Below are 20,253 nucleotides of genomic sequence, written 5' to 3' on the forward strand. Positions count from 1 at the left end.
GTCCGGTGCGTACTACGGTCGAGGCGTGTGGGTCGTGCTGCTGGTCGCGGTGCCCGTCGGGGTGCTGATCGGGACCGTCGGCGTCGGCGGGGTGCTGCTGCCGCCCGCGCTCACCTGGCTCGGCGGGCTCGACGTCCACGCCGCGGCCGGGACCAGCAGCTGGGCCTTCCTGTTCACCGGGCTCGTCGGCACCCTCGGGTACGCCCGCCAGCAGGCCATGCCGTGGCGGTTCGGCGGCCTGCTCACCCTCGGCGCCGCGCCCGCCGCGGCCGCCGGCGCGCTGGTGAACGGGCTGCTCCCGGCCGCCGTGCTGTGGCTGGTGCTCGCCGTCGTGACGGCCGGTTCCGGCGCGTACAACCTCTGGTTCCGAGGGAAGACGTCCCGGGTGCGCGAGGACCTGCCCGCCGCCGCGACCGTCGCGATCGGCGTGGTCGTCGGGTTCGGCTCGGCGCTGACCGGGACCGGCGGGCCGGTGCTGCTCGTCCCGGCGCTGCTGGCGCTCGGCGTCCCGGCGTTGACGACCGTGGCGGCCGGGCAGCTGATCCAGCTGCCGCTCGTCGGCTTCGCGACGCTCGGCTACGCCGCGCACGGCTCCGTCCACTTCGGACTCGGCACGCTGCTCGGCGGCATCGCCGGGGCCGGCGCGCTCGTCGGTACGCGGCTGGCGAAGCGGCTGCGGCAGCAGCACCTCCACCGCGTCGTGTCGGCGGCACTGGTCGTCTTCGGCGCGTTCCTGTTCGTCCTGGCCGCACGCAGCTAGGTCAGCGCCTGGGACGCCGTCAGCCGCACGCGGCACCGCCCCGGCCGCGGGTCGGGCCGCGCGGTCAGCTCCGGCGCACCCACGCCGGTCAGCAGCCCCGCCACCAGCGCGAGGTTCATCTCGCAGACCAGTTCCGGGTGCGCCCGGGCCGGCCGGTGGAACGGGCAGTTCCCCAGCAGCACCTCGCCTTCCTCGGTCCGGGGCTCGAACCCGTGCGCCTCGAGTGCCGCCGTGAGGTCGGCCGCGGCGGCCCCCCGCTCCTCCCCCAGCTCCCGGGCCCGCAGCGCCAGGATCCCGCGGGCCGGGCCACCGGTCTCGTCGAAGCCGAGCACCTCTGCATGTCCCTGCGCGGGGTCCGGGCGAGCGGCGCGCTCACCGTCACCTTGTCGCTGCACGGCCTGGTGCGCGAAGAACCCAAGACGCGGCAGGAGTTCTTCGCGCTGACCGGCGTCGTCGCCTAGCGACGGTCAGCGCACCGGTGCCGTGGTCCGCTCCAGCGCGTCGAGTTGCCGCTGCACGCGGCGGGCGTCTTCGTCGCGGCCTTGGCGTCGGCAGAGCGTGAGCGCATCCCGCCACGTCTCACCGGCTTCGCTGTGCCGTCCGAGTGCCTCGTACGCGGCGCCGAGCCGGTCCAGAGTACCGGCTTCCTCGGTGGTGGAACCGATTTCGCGGAGCCGGCCGATGGCCTCGCGGTAGTGGCCGACCGCCTCGGCGTGGTGCCCGACGCGGTGCGCGATGTAGCCGAGACTGTCCGAAGTGGTCGCCTGTCCCTCGGCGTTTCCTTGACGCCGGAACAGGTCCAGGGCGGCTTCGCAGTGCTCACGGGCTTCGTCGTAGGCGCCGAGCTGGGCCGCGTACCAGCCGATCGCGTTGAGCGCACCGGCTTCCCAGTCGGGGTTGCCGACGTCCCGGCTGATGCGCAACGCCTGCAGAGCGTGCTCGCGGGCCTTGTGGAGGTCACCTTGGGCGCCCCACGCGGCGGCGAGGGTCCGGTGGGTGTGGGCCTGGTTGGTCGTGTCGTCGTGCCGCTCGGCCAGGGTCAGTGCTTCCCGCAGGTGGACGTTCGCCTGCGCGTGGGCGCCCAGGTCGGCGTGGGCGCGGCCGAGCAGGCGGTGGGTGAGGATCCGGGTCGCCGGGTCGGCGAGGTGCCCGGCCGCCGTCATCGCGACCTGCCAGGTGCCGAGCCGGTCGTGCAGGTGTCCCTGCCGCCGGTGGAACGTCTCGAGCGCCCAGGCCAGGTCCCACGTCGTCCGGTGGCGCCGGTTCCCGGACGCGGTGTCCAGGGCCGCCAGCAGGCAAGCGTGCTCGGTGTCGAACCAGCTCAGCGCCGCCGCGTCGTCGGGCAGCTCGGGCACGGCGTGCTTGGGAGCGGCCGGCGCCGGGTGTCCCGGTTCGCGGTGCGGGTTCAGGAGCCGGTCGGCGCGGTACGCGGTGTGCAGGTAGAAGTCGACGACCCGGTGCTGCGCGGCGGCGCGGACGTGTGCGGGAAGCCCGGCCGCCGTGAGGGTGGCGTGCCGGCGGATCAGGTCGTGGAGCCGGCAGCGGCCGCGACCGGTCCGGGTGAGCAGTGACGCCTGTTCCAGTCCGCGCAGGATCCGCTGGGTGTCCGCCGCGGGCCGGTCGAGCAGGGCGGCGGCGGCTTCGGGCCCGAGGTCGGGCCCGGGCGCGACTCCGAGCAGGGCGAACGCGCTCGCCTGCTCCGGCGCCAGTGCGTCGAGCGACCACGACAGCACGGTGGGCAGGCTGGCGGTGGGGTCGTCGTCGGCGAGGGCCTGGAGCCCGGCGTCCCGCAGTTCGCCGGCCAGCACGTCCAGCCGGAGGTCCGGCCGCAGCTGGGCGCGCGCGGCGACGATACCCAGCGCCAGCGGGAACCCGCCGCAGAAGGCGATCAGCCGGTCCGCCGCCGCCCGTTCGGCCGTCGTGCGGGCGGCGCCGAGCCGGCTGGTGAGCAGGAGGCGGGCTTCGTGCTCGGTCAGGACGTCGAGGCGGAGGTGGTGGGCCGCGTGCCCGGTGACCAGTCCGGTGAGCTGGGTGCGGCCGGTCACCAGGACGGTGCAGGTGTCCCCGCCCGGCAGCAGCGGGGTGACCTGGGTGGTGTCCGCGGCGTTGTCCAGCACGAGCAGCATGCGCCGGCCGGTGACGAGGTTGCGGAACAGCGCCGCGCCGGCGTGCGGGTCGATCGGCACCTGCCGGGGTTCGACCCCGAGCGCGTCGAGGAACCCGCGGATCGCGGTGGCCGGCGCCATCGGCGCGTGGTCGGGGCTGAAGCCGCGCAGGTCCACGTACAGCTGCCCGTCGGGGAACCGGTCGGTGTGGCGGTGCGCCCAGTGCAGGGCCAGCCACGTCTTGCCGATGCCGCCCGCACCGGCGATCGCCGAGATGACCACCGTGCCGCCGGGCGCGCGCGGGTCCAGCAGGGCGTCCAGGCGGGCCAGGTCCTCGTCGCGGCCGACGAACGGCCGGGGCGCTCGCGGGAGCTGGTGGCACACCGCCGGCGTGCCCCCGGCCGTGCGCGTGGTGTTCAGCAGTGCCTGCTGCAGGTCCTGGAGCGCGGCGCCCGGGTCGGTACCCAGCTCTTCCACCAGGCGCGTGCGGATCCGGTGGTAGTGCTCCAGCGCGTCGGCGCCGCGCCCGGCCTGGTGCAGGGCGCGCATGTACTGCCCGGCGACGTGCTCGTCGAGCGGATGGTCGACGACCCGCGTGGCGAGCTCGGCGACCAGCGCGTCGCCCTCGCCCGCCCGCAGCCGCGCGTCGACGAGCGCGCGTTGCGCGGCGGCCCGTTCCTCGCCCAGCTTCCGGCGTTCCGCGTCGGCCCATGCGCAGTCGAGGCCGGTGAGCGCCTCCCCGTGCCACAGTTCCAGCGCCCTGCTCAGCAGCCCGGGTGCCGCCGCCGGATCGGGTTCGGCCCGGGCCCGGGCGCACAGCGTCCGGAACAGCGGAAGGTCCAGCACCGGTCCGGCGTCTCCGGTGGTCAGGACGTACCCGCCGGATCGCCGCACGATGTCCAGGCCGTCCACCTCGGCCAGCGCCTGCCTCAGCCGGGAGACGTAGCTGTAGAGCGTCGCCCGGCCCCGGCGCGGCAGGTCGGGGCCCCAGATCCGCTCGACCAGCCGGTCGACCGGAACGACCCGGCCGACGTCGACGGCCAGCGCCGCGAGCAGGCAGCGCTGCCGGGTGGTGCCGAGGTCGACCGGCCTGCCGTCGACCTCGACGGCGATCTCGCCGAGCACGCGAAGAACTGTCACCGAACCCTCCCCGGATCGGACCCACCGAACCAGGCATAGCCGCTCGACCGGCGAAATGCAGGAACTCCGCAAGCAAATCACACGATCGGCCCTCCACGATCACCTCAGCGTTGCGCCGGGACCGCCGGCGCGGGGAGGGGATCAGAGGATGCGTACGAAGCGAGCGGGAGTGCGGGCGGTGGCCCGGGTGCTCGGCGTGGCGGCCGTCGCCGCGGGAGCGCTGGTCGTGGGGCCGATCGGGGAGCAGGTGGCGTCGGCCGCGCCACTGGCGTGCACGAACGTCGGCAACGCCGCCGGCACGGTCTCCGCGTTCACGCTCTACGACAACACCGGCTACTCCGGAAGCTGCATCACGTTCTACCGCTACGGCAACTGCACGGCGTCCACCACCGACACCGAGGGCCTGTACAACCTCAACGGCTGGGGCTGGGACAACCGAGCGGGCTCGGTGCACACCGCGCACTCCTGCGACGTCCGGCTCTACGACGCGCGGGACTGCCCCAGCAGCGGCACCCGCAGCACGTGGATCGACCAGAGCGCCGATCTCCGGCTCGGCAGCGTCAACTGGCAGAACCGCGCCAGTTGCGTGGTGGTCAGCTGACGCCTCGCCGGGGCGCCGGGATCAGCGACCCCGGCGCCCCCTCGGGTCACGCCGCCGGTGGTTTGCAGATCGTGTTCCACCCGCTGGGGTGGGGCACCCCGTTCACGGTCACTTCCCCGTAGACCTTCGCGCACAGGGTGTTCGCGTCGGAGACGTAGATCCCGCCCGCGTAGGTTTCGTAGTCGTCGTCGGAGTCGTACCACTGGGTCGTCCAGCCGGCGTGCTGGAGGACTACTTCGATGTGGTGGTTGCCGTCGAGGTTGTCGAAGGTCATCGCGCAGAACGTGCCGCTGCCCGCGGACGAGTACCAGACCTTGATGTAACCGGTGGTCTGCGGAATGTCGATCTGCTCCAGGAAGGCCCCCTTGCAGGTGGGGAACGGGCCCGCGTACCCGGGCGGCGCCTTGTCCGGGAATGTCTGGGCCGACGCCGTGGCCGCGCCACCGAACACGGTGGTCGCCACCAGCCCGATGACCGCGACCGCGGTCGCGATCCGTCTCCTGATCTCCACTTGGAACCTCCACCCTCGGCGGGCCGCGCCCGGTTCAGGCGGGGCCTCGGCGTCAGGGTGGCGGACCGAGGTGCAGGCTTCCTTGCGAGAATCCTGCAACTCGCAGGTCAGGGCGCCGGCCGCGGAAATCGCTGGCCGGGCGCCGGAGCACGGTGCTAGACACCCGGGGTGCACACCACCCTGGACTTCCCCGACCTGCTGCAGCTGATCGACGAACGCTCGGCGGCCTTCCGCGCCGCGGTGGGCGCCGCGCCCGGCCTCGACGTGCGGGTGCCGACCTGTCCCGAGTGGACGCTGTTCGACCTGGTGCGGCACCTGGGCGATGGCCGCAACGCCTGGGCGGCCACCATCGCCGCCGGGCCCGGTGCCACGGCCAAGGCCGCACCGCGGGACGCCTCGGCGCCGCCCCGGGAGCGCGAGGCTCTGCTGGCCTGGTCGGCCGCGTCGACGCGGGAGCTGCTCGACGCGCTGCGCGAGGCCGGGCCGGATCGTGGTTGCTGGGCGTGGTGGGGCACGACGCAGTCGCCGCTGACCTGCGGTGCCGTCGCCCGGCGCCAGCTCCACGAAGTCGCGGTGCACACCTACGACGCCCAGGTCACCGCAGGCGCGCCGCGGCCGCTGCCGGACGAGGTGGCCCTCGACGGTGCCGAGGAGTTCCTGTCCACCTTCTCCACCACGACGGTCGCCTGGCCGCACGAGCCCGCGGTCGTCGACTACCACGCCGCCGAGGGCCGGTCCTGGCGCCACCGGCTCGCCGCCGACGGCGCACGGGCCGAGCGCCTGCCGGCACCCGCGGCCGGCGACGCCCCGGACGCGACCGCCCGGGGCACGGCCCATGACCTGGTCCTGGCCTTCTACGGCCGGATTCCGCTGGACTCCCTCACGCTCGACGGCAACCGGCGGCTCTTCGACCAGCTCGTGGAGTGGGACCCGGAGCGGTAGGGCGCGTCTGACAAAGGTCGGTGGCCGAGAGGCCGCGGGTCGGTCGAGCTAGTCCCGGCGGTGACGGCCTCCCGGGCCCGTGGCCAGCGCCTGCACCCGGGTCACGAGGTCGCGCCGCCGGTTGCGGCGGGCGTACTCCAGCAGCGCCTCCACCTGGGCCTCCGGCAGCCAGCCCTGATCGGCGCCGATCTCCAGCGTCAGCAGGTGCGTCACCAGCTCGCGGGAGTCGTCGTCACACTCGCCCGCCAGTTCCGCGAACCGCAGCGCCGCGTCGGCCGCGCCGTCGCACCACGCCGTCATGGCCAGCAGCGTCGCCGTGGCGGTCAGGATGTCGCCGCGGTGGACGCCGCCCTCCGCGGCCAGGTGCTCGGCCAGCTGGAAGCTGTGGGTGCCGACGCCGCCGGCCCCTTCCTCGCGCACCGCTTTCGCGAGCGCGTGGATCTGCTGCGTGACGTAGTCCCCGCTCGAAAACCCCGACATGCCGTCCCCTCCACCCCGCGACGAGTCCCGTGCGGCCCGTGCGGTCACCCCGACAGGTGTACTCCATTCGCGCCCAGATACGTCGGACGCCCCACCGGTTTCGTCCGATCGGTCGCGAGATCAGCCCGATCGTCCCGGTTCGTTGCGCCGTTGCGACACGTAGACCGCGGCCGACGTCCGCCGCTCGACGCCGAGCTTGTGCAGCACGGAAGAAACGTAGTTCTTCACGGTCTTTTCCGCCAGGAAAAGCCGTTCCGCGATCTGCCGGTTGGTCAGGCCTTCGGCCACCAGGTCGAGCACCCGCCGCTCCTGCGGGCTGAGCTGCTCGTACCGCGGATCCGGGGCCGAGGCCGTCTCCCCCCGCAACCTGTTCATGACGGACGCGGTGAGCGTGGCGTCCAGCAGCGAGCCGCCGACGGCCACCGTGCGCACGGCGTCGATCAGGGACCGGCCGGAGACCTGCTTGAGCATGTACCCGGCCGCGCCGGCCATGATGGCGCCGAACAGGGCGTCGTCGTCCGAATAGGACGTGAGCATCAGGCAGGCGGGCGGCGGCTCGAGCGTCGAGCGGATCTCGCGGCAGACCTCGACGCCCTGGCCGTCGGGCAGCCGGACGTCCAGGATGGCCACGTCCGGCCGGACCTGCGGGATCCGGACCAGGGCCTCGGCGGCCGTGCCGGCCTCGCCGACCACTTCGATGTCCGTCTCGGACTCGAAGACGGTCTTCAGCCCGGTGCGGACCAGCTCGTGGTCGTCGAGCAGGAACACCGAAATCGTCATCGCGCAGTCCCCTGTTCGCCGGCGGACCGGGCCGGCAGCCCGGCCGTCCATTCCAGCCGGGAGCCGCCGTCGTCGGCGGCCACCAGCGCACACGTCCCGCCCCACCGCGCGGCCCGGGCCGCCAGGTTGGCGAGCCCGCTGACCCGCCCGGGGCCCGGGGGCGGCCCGATCCCGTCGTCGCGCACCACCAGGCCCAGCCGCGTGCCGAGACCGTCCACGGTGACCTCGACCGAGCACGACGTCGCGCCGGCGTGGCGGGCGACGTTCGTCAGGGCTTCCCGCAGCGACGCGGTCAGATCGGAGCGGACCGCGTCCGGCACGGCGGCGTCGAGCGGACCGTCGAAGCCGACGCGCGGTTCGAAGCCCAGCGTGTCCCGGGCGTCGACCGCCACCCGCAGCAGCTCGGCCCGGAGGCTGCCCTGCGCCTGCGCGGGCGCCTGCAAGGAGAAGATGCTGTTGCGGATCTCGCGGATCGTGCCGTCGAGGTCGTGGGCGAACCCGGCGACGCGCGCGCCGACCCCCGGGTCCGAGATCAGCCTGCTGACGCCTTCGAGCCCGAGCCCGGTCGCGAACAGCCGCTGGATCACCAGGTCGTGCAGGTCGCGGGCGATCCGGTCGCGGTCCTCGAAGACCGCGAGCTGCTGGCGGGCCTCCTGCGCCCGGGAGAACTCGACGGCGAGCGCGGCGTGCCCGGCGAACGTCTCGGCCAGCTGGACGTCGGAGTCGGTGAAGGGCGAGCGGTCGCGGAACTTCGCCACGAGCAGCACCCCGAGGGTCTCCTCGCCGACGATCAGCGGCACCGAGATCGCCGAGTCCAGGTCCTTGATCATCGCGGGCATCGGCCCGGTGCGGTCGCGCTGCTCGTTCTGGACGTGCTCGCCGTAGTCCCGCACGACGATCGGCCGGCGCGTGGTGAACGCGATCCCGGTCGCGGTGCCCTCGGTCGGGATGGTCAGCCCGGTGAGGCGGTCGGAGTCCTCCCCCGGCGGCTCGACGACGTCGAACACCAGCAGGCCCGGCCCCGCGGGCAGCGCGATCGCGCCGCCGGTGCCGCCGGCCACGACGCGGGCGCGTTCGGCGATCAGCCGCAGGGTGGCGCGCAGGCCTTGCGTGCCGAGCAGGGCCTTGGTGACGTCGTAGGAGGCCTCGAGCCAGCGTTCGCGGCGGCGCATCCCGTCGACGAGCAGCGCCTTCTCGACGGCCATCCCGGTCGCCGCGGTGAGCGCGCCCAGCACTTCGCGCCGGCGGCCGGCGAAGCCGCCTTCGCCGGGCTCGATCCGGAACGTGCCGAAGATCTTCGGCCCGGCGCGCACGGGGATTTCGACCGCGCCGTCGCTCGTGCCGGGCCGGCCGTACTCGGCCACGCCGCCCTCGGGTCCGGTCACCTCGACGCGGCCGTGGCGCGCCCCGACCAGCTCGCACACCGTCGTCACCGCGCGTTCCAGCAACGCCGGCATCTCCAGCTCCCGCGCGATCCCGGCCACCGCGGCGAGGATCGCCGGCATGCCGATTTGGTCCGCCACTTCCAGTTGACTCCGCTGGCGTCGCCCACTCCCGGGGGTCTCCCCGGGCCGTCAAGGGTGCCACAGGTCACTGCCCGTGTCGGCCCAAGCCGGTTCGTCCATCCGGTGGGTCGTTCGGTGCCACGGCGTTGTTACTCGGCCGGGCAGGCCATGCGGTGACCGGTTATCGCCTCGACCGGGATCTGCAGGAACCGCCGCCCGGCCTGGGACGGACACGGGCAGAGGCAGGCGATTTCCGCGGCCGAGGAGTCCCGGAACTCGCCGGCCCGGCCGAGCAGGCTGACGAACCAGCCCGCGCCGAGGTCGGCGGCGAAGTCGTCGGCCTCGAACGCGACGACGGCGTCGCGCGCGCCGGCGTAGAGGGGGCTGCCTTCGGGCACGGCGAACACGACGCTCTCCCCGACGACGGTGAACCGCACCGGGCGGACGGCCGGCATCGCCCGGTGGGTGAAGATCACCCGGCCGAGGCTCGCCGTCCGGAGCAGCGCGAGGCACTGCGCCCGGTCGAGCAAGAGCCCGAAGCCCACATCGTCAGCCATCTCGTCCCTGTGCTTCTCCTGTGAATATTCCCGGCCACCAGCGTGATCCGTTGCCGAGGGTCGCCGGTAGGGCCGTTCGACCCGGCCACGCGCGGCCCGGCTACGAACCCACACGACGGCGCCGTCCGCCAGTGCCGAAAGACCCGGGTCCGCACGGGCGCCCGGCCGGTGTGGCGGACACGCGTCGCGACCTACCGTCGTGACCGTCCGTTGCCGGCGTGCGTCCGAGAGGAGAGGTGAGGCCGATGCCGCCGCATTCCGCCGGGGGTGACTCCCCGCCCGCGGCGACGTTGTCGCTCGACACCGCGCTCGTCCGGCAGGCCGTCGCCGGCAACCGGGCCGCGGTGGCGGGGCTGCTGCGCGACCTGCGGCCGATCGTCTTCCGCTACTGCCTCGGCCGGCTCGGCTCGTGGCAGGACGGCTCGTCCGACGCCGAGGACTGCGCCCAGGAGGTGCTGCTCGCGGTCGTGCGCGCGCTGCCCGGCTACCGGTACGAGCTCGACGGGTTCCTGCCGTTCGTCTTCGGCATCGCCGCGCACAAGGTCGCCGACTTCCACCGCCGCCGCTCCCGCGACCGCACCAGCCCGGTCGCGGACCCGCCCGCCGGCCGTTCGGAGGGCGCGGAAGGCACGGATCCGACGGGCGAGGAGGTCCAGCGCGCGGCCGCGCTCGACTGGTCGTCCGGCCTGCTCGACACGCTCCCGCCGCGCCAGCGCGAGATCCTGGTGCTGCGCATCATCCTGGGCATGACCGCGGAGGAGACGGCGGTGGCGGTGGGGTTGACCAGCGCGGGCGCGGTCCGCGTGGCCCAGCACCGGGCGCTCACGACCCTGCGGCGGAACCTGCGGGCGAAGAAGAGCGCCGAATCCACTTCGTGACGGGACCCCGGATGCTCTACCGCTTGTGCCCGCCGGGCACCGTGTCCTGGTGCGCCGCGCCCGGCGACGCGGTCTCGCGCGCCCCGGCCGAGCTGGACGGGCTGCCGTGGGCGCCCGCGGACCTGGCCTTCGGTGCCGACCTGCTGCGGATCGCGGTCCGCCACGGGGTGGCGTCGCCGGCCGGGCTGGTCCTCGACGCCCGGCACACCGACGACCTGGGCCGGGCCGACGGCCTGCGCAGCGATCAGCTCGCCATCGACGACGCCCAGACGGGCCTCCGGGAGAGCGTCGCGATGCGGCTGATCGAGCAGGCCTACCCGGGATCGGTCGAGCTGGCCGCCCAGCTCGACGAGAAGCTGCGGAAGGCGACCGAAAACACCGCCCGGGAAGCCGACGCGCAGCTCGCCGAGGTGCTGGCGGCTCCCGTGCGGCCGGCGCTGGCCGAGCACTGGCGACGGCTCGGCGGGCGATACCCGGACTGACCGGCCGCCCCGTGCGATCATGCCCGGGTGCCTCCAGTGCTGATCGTCGTCGGCGGGCTGCCGGCGTCCGGGAAGACCACCGTGGCGACCGAACTGGCCCGCCGCACCGGGTTCTCCTACCTGCGCGTCGACACGATCGAGCAGGCGATCGTCCGCAGCACGCCGCTGGGCAACCCGCTCGGGCCGGTCGGGTACGTCGTCGCCTACGACGTCGCCGCGGACCTGCTGCGGACCGGCGTCAGCGTGATCGCCGAGTGCGTGAACTCCCTCGAGATCACCCGGGACGCCTGGCGCGACACCGGAACGGCGCACGGGGCGCGGGTGCTGGAGACCGAGATCGTCTGCTCGGACCCGGTGGAACACCGGCGCCGCGCGGAAACCCGCGACACCGGCATCCCCGGCCACGTGCCGCCGACGTGGCCGCAGATCGTGAACCGGGAGTACGAGCCCTGGACGCGCGACCGCCTCGTCGTCGACACCGCCGAGCGGTCGGCCGCCGAGGCGGCCGCGCTCATCGAGGCGGCTGTGCGGCCTTGACGTCGATTGCCGCGGTTCCGGCCGCGCCGCGCTGAATTCCCGGGCGGCGACGAACAAAGAGCGTGTCGCGGCGTCACCGAATGCGGCGACGCCCGTTGATCGCGCGTCCCGGGCGTACACCATGGATATCGCCGGGGCGGCGACCGGTGGGCATTCGAGGTGCTTCACTGAGGGATACGGCTGCCGGTTCGGATCGGTTCAAAGAATTTTCCGCGGGTTTCGCCACACCCCCGGAAGCTGGACAACCACCCGGTCCAGGCCCCAGGATGACCGCCGTCACCAACTACTTGAGAGCGCAACCAGCGTACACGGACGGCTACCCAGCGTGACGCACCCGCGGGCCGCCGCGAGCGCGGTTTGCGCACGGCGCTATTCGCGCACGCCATTCTTCGCGCATTTCCGGGGACCATTCACGACCACGTCCGACTACGGAAACGGAAACCGGACCTGACGGTTCGTGATGGTCGGAAACACCTTCTTGCCCGGTGTCAAACCCCGGTGTAGCGTCCATAACGGAACGATAACCACCCGGTCGACGGCGTGGTCACGGGCAGGTGACCACACGTCCCACTGATGTCGGGTCAGTGGGCGGCCGGGCGTCGTTCCTCCCTGCAGACGCCTTTCCTGACTGGTACGCCCCTGGGCTCGTACCGGTCAGTGTCGCGTTTCCCGCCAGCCCGACACCCGGAGGATCCATGTCCCGCACCCAAGGACGGCATCGGCTTTCGCGCAGAACGAAGATCGCCACCGGCGGTCTCGCCCTCGCGATGGCCGTCGGCGGCATCGTCGTCGCCACCACGACCGGCAACACCGGACAGGCCAGCGCCGACGAGGTCGATCCCGCGCTCTTCGTCGACATCCTGAAGGTGGCGCCGAACCAGTTCGACCCGCGGCCGGTCAGCGGCGCGGCGACGGGCACGTTCACCGTCGACTGCGGCCGCAACGAGAACGGCCACTTCAACCCCGACAACTTCATCGCCCAGCCCGGCGTCCGCAACGGCGCCCAGCACCTGCACGACTACGTCGGCAACCTGTCGACCAACGCCGACTCGAACAACAAGAGCCTCGTCAAGGCCGGCACCACCTGCCGCAACGGCGACAAGTCCGCCTACTACTGGCCGGTCGTGCGCATCGACACCGGCGAGGAAGAGGCGAAGAACGAGCCCGCGAAGGCGCCGGACGGCGACCGGGCCCAGGCCGACCAGGAGGCGAAGACCGTCCAGGTCGCCTGCCCCGACGTCGCCAGCAAGCTGCCGGACGTCCCCGACCAGGCGATGGCCGAGGTCGAGAGCAACCTGGACCAGCTCGACGGCCAGACCGACGAGGCCAACCAGCGCGTCGCCTCGACGCAGGGCCAGGGTGGCGCGGACTTCGTGCGCAACGCGATCCTGACGCCGCTCAAGGACCGGCGCGCCGCGATCCTGGAGCGCATCGCCATCGCGATCGGCCGCTTCACGCAGAAGCCGCGCGACCTGGGCGGGCTCGCGCCGTGCGCGCCGAAGCCGGGCAAGGACCCGGGCACCGGCGCGACTCCCCCGCCGAGCACCACCGCGGGCGGCGCGCTGCCGGGCCAGGACGAGAACAACGAGCTGCCCGAGAACGACGGCGTGATCCAGCGGCCGCAGAAGGTCCAGCTCACCTTCCGGGGCAGCCCGACGGGCAAGGTCGTGGCCATGCCGAAGTTCCTGCGCGTGCTCTACGGCGACGCGAAGGTGTCGACCAACGGGCCGGCCAACGCCCGCGCGAGCTGGACGTGCAGCGGCTTCGAGAACCGCGTCACCGACAAGTACCCGATCTGCCCGCAGAACAGCAAGGTCAAGCGCATCCACACGTTCCCGAGCTGCTGGGACGGGCAGAACATCGACAGTGCCAACCACCGCACGCACATCGTGTTCCCGGACCAGGCCGGCTGGTGCCCGAAGGGCTTCAAGGCCGTGCCGCAGCTGCAGATCACGCTGACCTACGACATCCCGCACGACATCCAGGTCAAGAAGCAGTACAAAGTGGACTCGTTCCCGCAGGAGCACCACAACCCGCTCTCCGACCACGACGACTTCGCGAACGTGATGTCGCAGCGGATCATGAGCGGCCTGGTCAACTGCGTCAACCGCGGCCGGACCTGCCGGGCCTGACCACAGCGGACAGACCACAAAGGACAGACTGAAGCGCCCCGCCGCCCGCTCCGGGTGGCGGGGCGCTTTCGCGTGCGCCCCGCACGCGAAGACCGTGGATTCCGCACGGGCCGGGACGTGCGGATCGCACTCCAGGAGACGTCACCGCGCACGCCCGCGGCCGAAACTGGCACCAACAGCACAACCGCACAGAAGGGAACGCAGTCACAGCCCAGCATCCCCGGTGCCGCGGCCCCCGCTCCCGGGGCCGCGGCACGCTCCGTTCCGACAAGGGATCCGCCATGCTTTCCGACGACTTCCGCCCGGAACTGACCGGGGTCGAGGTCCACGACCTCGAGCCGGCCCTGTGCCTGCTCATCACACCGAACGGCGGCCAGTACCCGATCCCGGTGCCGGCCGCGGAGGTCCGCGCGTGGATCGCGCGCTGCGACGGCACCCGCACCCGGGCCGAGCTGCTCGCCGGGGTGAACCCCGGCTACGCGGACCTGCTCGACGTCCTCACCGACGACGGCGGCCTCCGCCCCGCGACGGACGGCGCGAGCCGCGTCGCCGCGACCACCGTCCTCATCGCCGGGACGCCCGAGCTGACCGCGCCCCTCGCGCAGATCCTCGCCCCGGCGGGGTACGCGCGGGTCCAGACGCTCTCCGACGTCGACGGTCCTTTCCCCATCAACCCGGCCGACGCCGTCGTCGTCGCCGCGTTCACCCACCCGGCGTATTCCGAGCTCACCGCCCTCGACGCGTTCTGCGCCGACCGCGGGGTACGGCTGCTGCCCTTCCGCTGCGAACGCGGCCAGGGCATCGCCGGGCCCGCGATCACCCCCGGCGGCCCCGGCCCCGACTTCGCCGACGTGCTCGACCGGCGGCGGTCCGCGGCCCCCGACCCGCGCGTGATCGACGCCTTCGCCACCGCCGACCCGCCGCCCGGGCGGCGGTTCCGCCCGATCGACGCCCGCTGGATGCTGACCGTGCTCGCCGTCCAGCTGGAGCGCTGGCTCGCCGGCGAACCCGCCGAGACGACCACCGGCGAGCTCGAGCTCGACCCCGTCCGGCTGAGCGTGCTCTCCCGGCCCGTCCTGCCGTTCCCGGATCGCACCCGCGCGATCCCGGCGCACGGCCCGCGCCCGGACCTGCTCGTCGACGACCGGACCGGCATCGTGACCGCCGTCCACGAGATCCCGCCCGCGCCGGGACTGCCCGCCCGCCTGAAGGTGTGCGCCGTGGACGTCGCCGACATGCACCGGGTCGCCGACTGGGCCAACGACCGCCGGGCGGTCGGCACGTCGTGGCACGACTTCGACGTCGCCCGCGACGCCGCGATCGGCAAGGCCGTCGAACGCTACTGCGGCAGCTGGCTGCCCGCGGACCGCGAGCTCCGGCACGCCAGCTACCTGCGGCTGTGCCGCCAGGGCGTGCCCGCGCTCGACCCGCGTCGCCTGAACCTGTACTCGCCGCGGCAGTACGCCATCCCCGGGTTTCCCTTCGCGCCGCTCACGCCCGACACCGAATGCGCGTGGATCGAAGCCTTTTCCCACACGACGCGGGAGGCGTTGTGGGTCCCCGCGTGCCTCGTCTCCGACCGGCCCGAGCCCGACGGCGCCCGGTTCACCGATCCCCTGCTCGCCGGCCTCGCCGGTGGTACGAGCAGGGAACACGCCGTGACCTCGGGCCTGGAAACGGTGCTCGAGCAGGACACGACGATGCTCTGGTGGGCCAACACGCCGCGGTTGCGCCGGCTGCCGGTCCCGGCCGAGCTCCGCGCGCTGATCGCCGACACCGCCGGCACCCATGACGTCACGCTGATCCCGCTGGACAACGAGTTCGGCGTCCCGGTCGTCGCGGCGGCCGTGCTCGACCGGGCCCGGCGCCGGCTGTCCATCGGCGCCGCCACCCGGCCCGACGCGTTCGAGGCGGCCAAGCAGGCGCTCGCCGACGGGTTCGCGCGGCAGCACGCCGACGCGGCCCTCGACCCGCGGGCCGTGACCCGGGTGGCGCCGTGGGTGCTCGACCTGCCGGTGCGCCGGTGGGAGGGGCTGCCGTCGGTGGGCGAGCGGGGGCTCAAGGCCTACCGGGAACGCGTCGAGGACCGGGGCTTCGAGGTGATCAGCGTCGACCTGACCACGCGGGACGTCGCGAGCGCCGGGTTCCACGCCGCGCACACGATCGTGCCGGGACTGGTGCCCCGCTTCCCGGCCGGCTCGCCGTACTGGGGCGACGGGCGGATCCGGCGCGCCGCCGTCGACCTCGGCTGGCGGCCGACTCCGCTGCCCGAAGAGCGGCTGAACGTCTTCCCGTTCCCGCACGCGTGACGGTCACGCGCGTACGGCTTCGCGTTCCGCGGCCGTGAGCGCGTCCTCCGTCACCACGAAGAGCCCGGCCACGACGGCGAAAGCCGGCACGGCCATCACGGTGAACACCGCGTGCAGGCCGAGGGCCTGGGCGAGCACGCCGGCCGCGAGGGCGCCGAGGGACTTGGTGCCCCACGCCACCAGGCGGTAGCTGCTGTTGAGCCGGCCGAGCAGGCGGTCGGGCGTGAGGCGCTGGCGCAGCGACACCATGACGACGTTCGACATCACGATCCCCAGGCCGCCGAGGAAGAACCCGGCGGCGACGGCGACGGCGTTCGTCGTCACCGCGAGCACGCCGATCGTGAGGCCGCCGGCGAGCCAGGACACCCAGAGCGTGCCGATCCGGCCGAGCCGGCGCTCCACCGGTTCGGCGAGGAACGACCCGGCGAGGCCGCCCGCCGCGTTGGTGGCCATCACCAGCCCGAAGGCCGGCTCGGACAGGCCCATCGCCGAGCCCGGGCCGACCGCGTAGAGCACGAACACCGCGAAGGTCGCGCCGGTGGCGAAGTTGAACGTGCCGACCATGACCGAGAACGTCCGCAGCACCTTGTGCCGCACCAGGAACCGGAGACCTTCGGCGATGTCCGCGCGCAGGGTGGTGTGCCCGGGCCGCTCGATCCGGTAGGTCCCGCGCACCAGCAGCAGCGCGGCCACGGCCACCGCCCACAACGCCATCGGCGTCACGAACGCGGCGAGCACCCCGGCCGCGACGAGGAGCCCGGCCAGCGGCGGGCCGGCGAACTCGTTGGCCGTCTGCTCGGCGGCGTACATCCGGCCGTTGGCGGCCGAGAGCCGCTCCCGCCCGACGACCTGCGGGACGATCGACTGCGCGGCGGTGTCGTAGACGGTCTCGGCGAACCCGACCCCCGCGGCGACGACGTACAGGGCCCAGATCGAGCCGCCGCCGAAGACGGTCATGAGCGTGACGACGGCGAGCAGCCCGCCGCGCACCAGGTTCGCGCCGAGCATCGCCCGCCGGCGGTCGAGCCGGTCGACCAGCGCGCCGGCGGGCAGCGCGAAGAGCAGCCACGGCAGGGTGAAGGCGAAGGCCAGCCCGGCGATCAGCGCCGGCGACCGCGTGTAGCCGACGGCCACCAGCGGCAACGCGACCTTCAGGACGCCATCGGCGAGGCTCGACAGCCCGGCCGCCGTCCACAGCCGCCAATAGGTGCCGCCCAGGCCCTTCATCTCCATGTGGTGGAGGATTGCACATCAATGGGGAATTCTCCATCGATGTGCCGGAACTCGATCGATGGACTACGCTGCGTTCATGACCGAACCCCGCCGGCGGCGGCCGGCGACCCCGCAGGAGGCGAAGGCCCTCGGCCACCCGCTGCGTCTGCGGATCATGCGGATGTGCCTGGTCGAGGAGCTGACGAACAAGCAGCTCGCCGACCGTCTCGACCGCGATCCCGGCACGGTCCTGCACCACGTGCGCCAGCTGGTCGCCGCCGGACTGCTGGAGCCGGCCCCGGTCCGCACGGGGACCAGCGGCGCCCTGGAGAAGCCGTACCGGTCGAACAACGAGACGTGGTGGCTCGACGGCCCGCTGGCCGGCGCCGACCTCGAGACGCGGTTCGCGCCGATCGAGATCTTCCAGGAGGAGCTGCGGGCGTCGGGCCCGGAGTCGGTGGCGGTGCACGAGAAGTTCCTGCTGCACCTGTCCCCCGGCGAGGTCCGGGAACTGGACCGCCGCATCCTGGCGGTCCTGGACGAGTACGTGGCGACCGACCACGAACGCCTGGACCGCCCGGCCCTGGGCGGGATCTTCGTGCTGCACTACGTGAACCCCGGCAGCTGACCCGCTTCCACCCGGAAGCCGTGAATGGCACATCGAGGGACTCTGAGTCCCTCGATGTGCCATTCACGGCTTTGCCCGCAGCGCGCGTCAGGTGGTCACCGAGGTCAGTGGTTCACCTTGAACCACGGCTGCGACCAGCCGAGGTAGGTCTGGCCCCACTTGCTCTTGATCTGCGCGATCGTGGTCTCGGTGTAGGTGCCCGCGCCGTTGATGTCGTTCGACAGGAACTTGCCGCCGCCGATGGAGATCATCGTGTGGCCCGAGCCGCCGTTGGAGAAGAACGCCAGGCCGCCGGCCGGGACGTCGGTGCTGCCCGCGTGCTTGTACTGACCGGGGATCTGCGTCCAGTGCACGTAAGCCGTGGTCGAGCCGCTCGCGGAGAAGCCGTAGTTCTGGGCGTTGATGCGGTCGCACCAGCCGTCGTAGGCCGGGTCGTTGGTGGTGTGCACCCGCGACTTCGCCTTGGTGACGGCCTGGGCGCACGTGTTCGCGTCGCCCAGTCCGGCGGTCGAGCAGGTCGAGGCCGGCGGGGTCGGGACGTCGGTGCAGTCCGGCGCGATCCGCCCGTCGGATCCGGTGTAGACGTACGTGTCGGTGATGTAGCCGCCGGGAACGTGATCCCAGACGGTGCTGGTGCCGTACTTGCCGGTGACCGACTCGCCGGTGGTCTGGCAGTCGATGTCGACGGCGGTGCCGTCGGCGACCGTGCCGGTCGAGCTCGCGCCCGTGCTCGGCGCCGAGCGCACGGTCAGCGGCGCGCCCGAGTCGGTGTGCACCATGCCGGTGGCCGCGAGCGCCGGGGTGGCGCCGACCAGCACGATCGCCGCGGCGAGGCCGACCACCCCGGCCGCCCGCTTGCCGATGCGAATTCTCATGAGTCCGTCCTCCGTCGTTTTCGTTGTGACGACAGAGTGACGAGCGCCGGTACAAGCCTCGTACAAACGCCCGGGCGGCTCATGGAGATGCGGCAAAAAGGACAGGCCCCGGCGTCGGTCCCAGCGTTCGGCACTCCCCTTCCGGAACGGCCAACACACCGCCCGGAACAGCCAACACGATGACGGGAGCGGCCAACACGCCGCCCGGAGTGGCCAACACGGCACGCGGGGCCCGTCGGCGAACCGCCTGCCGGCGTGTTGGCCGCTCCGGTTGCTGTGTTGGCCGTTCCGGTTGCTGTGTTGGCCGTTCCGGTTGCTGTGTTGGCCGTTCCGGTCGGCGTGTTGGCCGTTCCGGTTGCTGTGTTGGCCGTTCCGAACCTCAGGCCAGGTACTCGGCCGCCGCGCGCAGGCTGACGTACGAGCCGCTGAACGTGTCGAGCCGCGGGCCGTCCCCGGTGACCGGTCCCGGCGCGCCCGTCTCGACGCGGATGAAGTCCACAGTGGACAACGCCGCCAGCAGCTCCCGCACCCGCGGGTGCCGGTGCGCCTCGCGCGTCACGACGACGACGCTCGAGAACCCTTGCGCGGCTTCGAGGATCGCGTCGAGGTCGTCCGGGCCGGCGGTGATCGCCCGCGTCCCCGGCACCAGCTCGGCCAGGTGCGCGCCGAGGCCCCACGGCATCGGGCCGGCCGCGATGGTCGGCTCGGTCTGGACGTCCACCACCAGGGGCGGGCCGTCCAGCCGCGGTTCACCGGTGACGCGCAGGGCCTTGCGGGCCGCTTCCAGGCCGAGCCGGCGGTCGACCGGGCCGACCGTCGCCGGCGCGGGGTCCGTGCCCAGCGCGGCGGTCCGCGACGCCGCGTCCGCCAGCCGTTCGAGGGGCAGCTCCCCCGACGCCACCGCGGCCACGATCGCCGCGTTGATGGCGTCCAGGGCGTCGGCCTCGAAGGCCGCGCCGCCGATGCAGAGCGCGTCCGCGCCGGCGATCAGCGCCCGGACCGCCGAGTGGCCGAGGCCGTCGTGGCGGCCGTACGCGCCGGACACCGCGCCCATCTCCAGCGCGTCGGTGATGATCGCGCCGGTGAAGCCCAGCTCGCCGCGCAGGACGCCGGTGAGCGCCACCCGGTTGAGCGTGGCCGGTTCGTCGCCCCAGGCCCGAACGACCAGGTGACCGGTCATCACCGCGCGCACGCCGGCCCGGATCGCCGCGGCGAACGGGACCAGCTCGATCTCGCGCAGCTCTTCCGGCGTGCGCGGCAGCACCGGCAGCGCGACGTGCGAGTCCTCGGTCGCCGCGCCGTGGCCCGGGAAGTGCTTCGCGCACGCCGCGACGCCGTACTTCTGCAGGCCGGTGACGTACGCCGCGACATGCGGCGACGCCTTCACCGGATCGGACCCGAACGCCCGGACGCCGATGATCGGGTCCTCGGCCGCCAGGGTCAGGTCCGCGCACGGCGCCAGGTTGATCGTGACGCCGCAGGCCGCGAGCCGTTCGCCCAGCGCGGCGGCGACCGCCGTGGTCAGCTCCGGGTCGTCGGCCGCGCCGAGGGCCAGCGGCCCCGGCACGAACGACCCGGTGCCGACGTCGAGGCGGGTGACGTCGCCGCCCTCCTCGTCGATCCCGACCACGACGCCGTCACGCTCGCCCCGCAGCTGAGCGGTGAGCGCGGCGACCTGCTCGTCGTCGACGACGTTGCGGCCGAACAGGATCACCCCGCCGAGCCCGTCGGCGACGCGTCTGCGCAGCCAGCCGGGTGCGGTGGTCCCGGCGAACCCGGGCAGGAGGACGGCCTCGGCGAGTTTCTCGGGTGAAGACAA

The 20,253-nt window shown here is 73.4% G+C and carries 19 protein-coding genes and 1 pseudogene; 10 read left to right on the top strand and 10 right to left on the bottom strand.

Features of this window, described 5'->3' with window-relative positions:
- Nucleotides 1-25: 25 nt before the first annotated feature.
- Nucleotides 26-760 carry a sulfite exporter TauE/SafE family protein gene (locus ACLJQZ_RS17900; protein WP_410621114.1) on the top strand — a complete coding sequence of 245 codons (735 nt, stop codon included), beginning with the start codon at nucleotides 26-28 and terminating at the stop codon, nucleotides 758-760.
- Here the strand turns inward: ACLJQZ_RS17900 and ACLJQZ_RS17905 are convergent.
- Nucleotides 757-1,092 carry a hypothetical protein gene (locus ACLJQZ_RS17905; protein ID WP_410621200.1) on the bottom strand — a complete coding sequence of 112 codons (336 nt, stop codon included), beginning with the start codon at nucleotides 1,090-1,092 and terminating at the stop codon, nucleotides 757-759. The two genes, ACLJQZ_RS17900 and ACLJQZ_RS17905, sit on opposite strands and share 4 nt — an antisense overlap.
- Between ACLJQZ_RS17905 and ACLJQZ_RS17910 the strand changes: the two are divergent.
- Nucleotides 1,075-1,221, top strand: a pseudogene (locus tag ACLJQZ_RS17910) (GTP cyclohydrolase I); the annotation flags it as partial. The gene ACLJQZ_RS17905 and the pseudogene ACLJQZ_RS17910 overlap by 18 nt on opposite strands.
- 6 nt (nucleotides 1,222-1,227) lie before the next feature.
- Here the strand turns inward: ACLJQZ_RS17910 and ACLJQZ_RS17915 are convergent.
- On the bottom strand, nucleotides 1,228-4,005 hold the full coding sequence (locus tag ACLJQZ_RS17915) for a BTAD domain-containing putative transcriptional regulator (RefSeq protein ID WP_410621115.1): 2,778 nt from the start codon (nucleotides 4,003-4,005) through the stop codon (nucleotides 1,228-1,230).
- A 148-nt stretch (nucleotides 4,006-4,153) separates the two neighbouring features.
- Between ACLJQZ_RS17915 and ACLJQZ_RS17920 the strand changes: the two genes are divergently transcribed.
- Entirely contained in the window at nucleotides 4,154-4,606 is a 453-nt protein-coding gene (locus ACLJQZ_RS17920) for a hypothetical protein (protein WP_410621116.1), read from the top strand.
- 46 nt (nucleotides 4,607-4,652) lie between these two features.
- Here the strand turns inward: ACLJQZ_RS17920 and ACLJQZ_RS17925 are convergent, their stop codons facing one another.
- A complete protein-coding gene (locus ACLJQZ_RS17925; RefSeq protein ID WP_410621117.1) occupies nucleotides 4,653-5,117 on the bottom strand; it encodes a hypothetical protein in 465 nt (154 codons plus the stop codon).
- Nucleotides 5,118-5,285: 168 nt separating this feature from the next.
- Here ACLJQZ_RS17925 and ACLJQZ_RS17930 point away from each other — a divergent pair, with 168 nt between their 5' ends.
- Nucleotides 5,286-6,059, top strand: a complete 774-nt coding sequence (locus ACLJQZ_RS17930) for a maleylpyruvate isomerase family mycothiol-dependent enzyme (RefSeq protein WP_410621118.1) — start codon at nucleotides 5,286-5,288, stop codon at nucleotides 6,057-6,059.
- 48 nt (nucleotides 6,060-6,107) lie between these two features.
- Here ACLJQZ_RS17930 and ACLJQZ_RS17935 read toward each other — a convergent pair whose 3' ends face one another.
- The 4 genes from ACLJQZ_RS17935 to ACLJQZ_RS17950 form a co-directional block, all read right to left on the bottom strand.
- Nucleotides 6,108-6,539: a hypothetical protein gene (locus tag ACLJQZ_RS17935; RefSeq protein ID WP_247052513.1), complete on the bottom strand. Its 432-nt coding sequence runs from the start codon at nucleotides 6,537-6,539 to the stop codon at nucleotides 6,108-6,110.
- Between the two features lie 120 nt (nucleotides 6,540-6,659).
- Nucleotides 6,660-7,319 carry a response regulator gene (locus ACLJQZ_RS17940; protein ID WP_410621119.1) on the bottom strand — a complete coding sequence of 220 codons (660 nt, stop codon included), beginning with the start codon at nucleotides 7,317-7,319 and terminating at the stop codon, nucleotides 6,660-6,662.
- Nucleotides 7,316-8,824 (bottom strand): GAF domain-containing sensor histidine kinase, encoded by a 1,509-nt coding sequence (locus ACLJQZ_RS17945; protein WP_410621194.1) that lies wholly within the window; start codon nucleotides 8,822-8,824, stop codon nucleotides 7,316-7,318. Before ACLJQZ_RS17945 ends, ACLJQZ_RS17940 begins: the two co-directional genes overlap by 4 nt.
- Before the next feature lie 149 nt (nucleotides 8,825-8,973).
- Nucleotides 8,974-9,381, bottom strand: a complete 408-nt coding sequence (locus ACLJQZ_RS17950; protein WP_326950370.1) for a pyridoxamine 5'-phosphate oxidase family protein — start codon at nucleotides 9,379-9,381, stop codon at nucleotides 8,974-8,976.
- Nucleotides 9,382-9,626: 245 nt separating this feature from the next.
- On the opposite strand from ACLJQZ_RS17950, the gene ACLJQZ_RS17955 reads away from it, so the two are divergent.
- The 5 genes from ACLJQZ_RS17955 (at nucleotide 9,627) to ACLJQZ_RS17975 (ending at nucleotide 15,719) form a co-directional block, all read left to right on the top strand.
- A complete protein-coding gene (locus tag ACLJQZ_RS17955; protein WP_410621120.1) occupies nucleotides 9,627-10,259 on the top strand; it encodes a sigma-70 family RNA polymerase sigma factor in 633 nt (210 codons plus the stop codon).
- Nucleotides 10,256-10,741 (top strand): hypothetical protein, encoded by a 486-nt coding sequence (locus ACLJQZ_RS17960; protein ID WP_410621121.1) that lies wholly within the window; start codon nucleotides 10,256-10,258, stop codon nucleotides 10,739-10,741. The genes ACLJQZ_RS17955 and ACLJQZ_RS17960 overlap by 4 nt, the downstream gene beginning before the upstream one ends.
- Nucleotides 10,742-10,768: 27 nt before the next feature.
- Nucleotides 10,769-11,278 carry an AAA family ATPase gene (locus ACLJQZ_RS17965; protein WP_410621122.1) on the top strand — a complete coding sequence of 170 codons (510 nt, stop codon included), beginning with the start codon at nucleotides 10,769-10,771 and terminating at the stop codon, nucleotides 11,276-11,278.
- A gap of 695 nt (nucleotides 11,279-11,973) precedes the next feature.
- Entirely contained in the window at nucleotides 11,974-13,410 is a 1,437-nt protein-coding gene (locus ACLJQZ_RS17970; RefSeq protein WP_326950373.1) for a DUF1996 domain-containing protein, read from the top strand.
- A gap of 281 nt (nucleotides 13,411-13,691) precedes the next feature.
- Nucleotides 13,692-15,719 carry a YcaO-like family protein gene (locus tag ACLJQZ_RS17975; protein WP_410621123.1) on the top strand — a complete coding sequence of 676 codons (2,028 nt, stop codon included), beginning with the start codon at nucleotides 13,692-13,694 and terminating at the stop codon, nucleotides 15,717-15,719.
- Nucleotides 15,720-15,722: 3 nt separating this feature from the next.
- On the opposite strand, the gene ACLJQZ_RS17980 is transcribed toward ACLJQZ_RS17975, so the two are convergent.
- The gene (locus ACLJQZ_RS17980) at nucleotides 15,723-16,952 is read right to left on the bottom strand and encodes an MFS transporter (RefSeq protein WP_410621124.1); all 1,230 of its coding nucleotides are present in this window, start codon (nucleotides 16,950-16,952) and stop codon (nucleotides 15,723-15,725) included.
- Between the two features lie 76 nt (nucleotides 16,953-17,028).
- Here ACLJQZ_RS17980 and ACLJQZ_RS17985 point away from each other — a divergent pair, with 76 nt between their 5' ends.
- Nucleotides 17,029-17,559: an ArsR/SmtB family transcription factor gene (locus tag ACLJQZ_RS17985; protein ID WP_410621125.1), complete on the top strand. Its 531-nt coding sequence runs from the start codon at nucleotides 17,029-17,031 to the stop codon at nucleotides 17,557-17,559.
- Between the two features lie 104 nt (nucleotides 17,560-17,663).
- On the opposite strand, the gene ACLJQZ_RS17990 is transcribed toward ACLJQZ_RS17985, so the two are convergent.
- Both ACLJQZ_RS17990 and ACLJQZ_RS17995 read right to left on the bottom strand, forming a co-directional pair.
- On the bottom strand, nucleotides 17,664-18,434 hold the full coding sequence (locus ACLJQZ_RS17990) for a hypothetical protein (RefSeq protein WP_410621126.1): 771 nt from the start codon (nucleotides 18,432-18,434) through the stop codon (nucleotides 17,664-17,666).
- Nucleotides 18,435-18,813: 379 nt separating this feature from the next.
- Nucleotides 18,814-20,253: a glycoside hydrolase family 3 protein gene (locus tag ACLJQZ_RS17995; RefSeq protein WP_410621127.1), complete on the bottom strand. Its 1,440-nt coding sequence runs from the start codon at nucleotides 20,251-20,253 to the stop codon at nucleotides 18,814-18,816.

This window comes from Amycolatopsis sp. cmx-8-4, from assembly GCF_046548675.1.
Classification (GTDB): Bacteria; Actinomycetota; Actinomycetes; order Mycobacteriales; family Pseudonocardiaceae; genus Amycolatopsis.

Bases quoted from the DNA above. Each gene is read 5' to 3' on its own strand.
- ACLJQZ_RS17920 (WP_410621116.1), top strand. From the start codon at position 4,154: ATGCGTACGAAGCGAGCGGGAGTGCGGGCGGTGGCCCGGGTGCTCGGC.
- ACLJQZ_RS17935 (WP_247052513.1), bottom strand. From the start codon at position 6,539: ATGTCGGGGTTTTCGAGCGGGGACTACGTCACGCAGCAGATCCACGCG.
- ACLJQZ_RS17940 (WP_410621119.1), bottom strand. From the start codon at position 7,319: ATGACGATTTCGGTGTTCCTGCTCGACGACCACGAGCTGGTCCGCACC.
- ACLJQZ_RS17945 (WP_410621194.1), bottom strand. From the start codon at position 8,824: ATGCCGGCGATCCTCGCCGCGGTGGCCGGGATCGCGCGGGAGCTGGAG.
- ACLJQZ_RS17950 (WP_326950370.1), bottom strand. From the start codon at position 9,381: ATGGCTGACGATGTGGGCTTCGGGCTCTTGCTCGACCGGGCGCAGTGC.
- ACLJQZ_RS17955 (WP_410621120.1), top strand. From the start codon at position 9,627: ATGCCGCCGCATTCCGCCGGGGGTGACTCCCCGCCCGCGGCGACGTTG.
- ACLJQZ_RS17970 (WP_326950373.1), top strand. From the start codon at position 11,974: ATGTCCCGCACCCAAGGACGGCATCGGCTTTCGCGCAGAACGAAGATC.
- ACLJQZ_RS17975 (WP_410621123.1), top strand. From the start codon at position 13,692: ATGCTTTCCGACGACTTCCGCCCGGAACTGACCGGGGTCGAGGTCCAC.
- ACLJQZ_RS17980 (WP_410621124.1), bottom strand. From the start codon at position 16,952: ATGGAGATGAAGGGCCTGGGCGGCACCTATTGGCGGCTGTGGACGGCG.
- ACLJQZ_RS17985 (WP_410621125.1), top strand. From the start codon at position 17,029: ATGACCGAACCCCGCCGGCGGCGGCCGGCGACCCCGCAGGAGGCGAAG.
- ACLJQZ_RS17990 (WP_410621126.1), bottom strand. From the start codon at position 18,434: ATGAGAATTCGCATCGGCAAGCGGGCGGCCGGGGTGGTCGGCCTCGCC.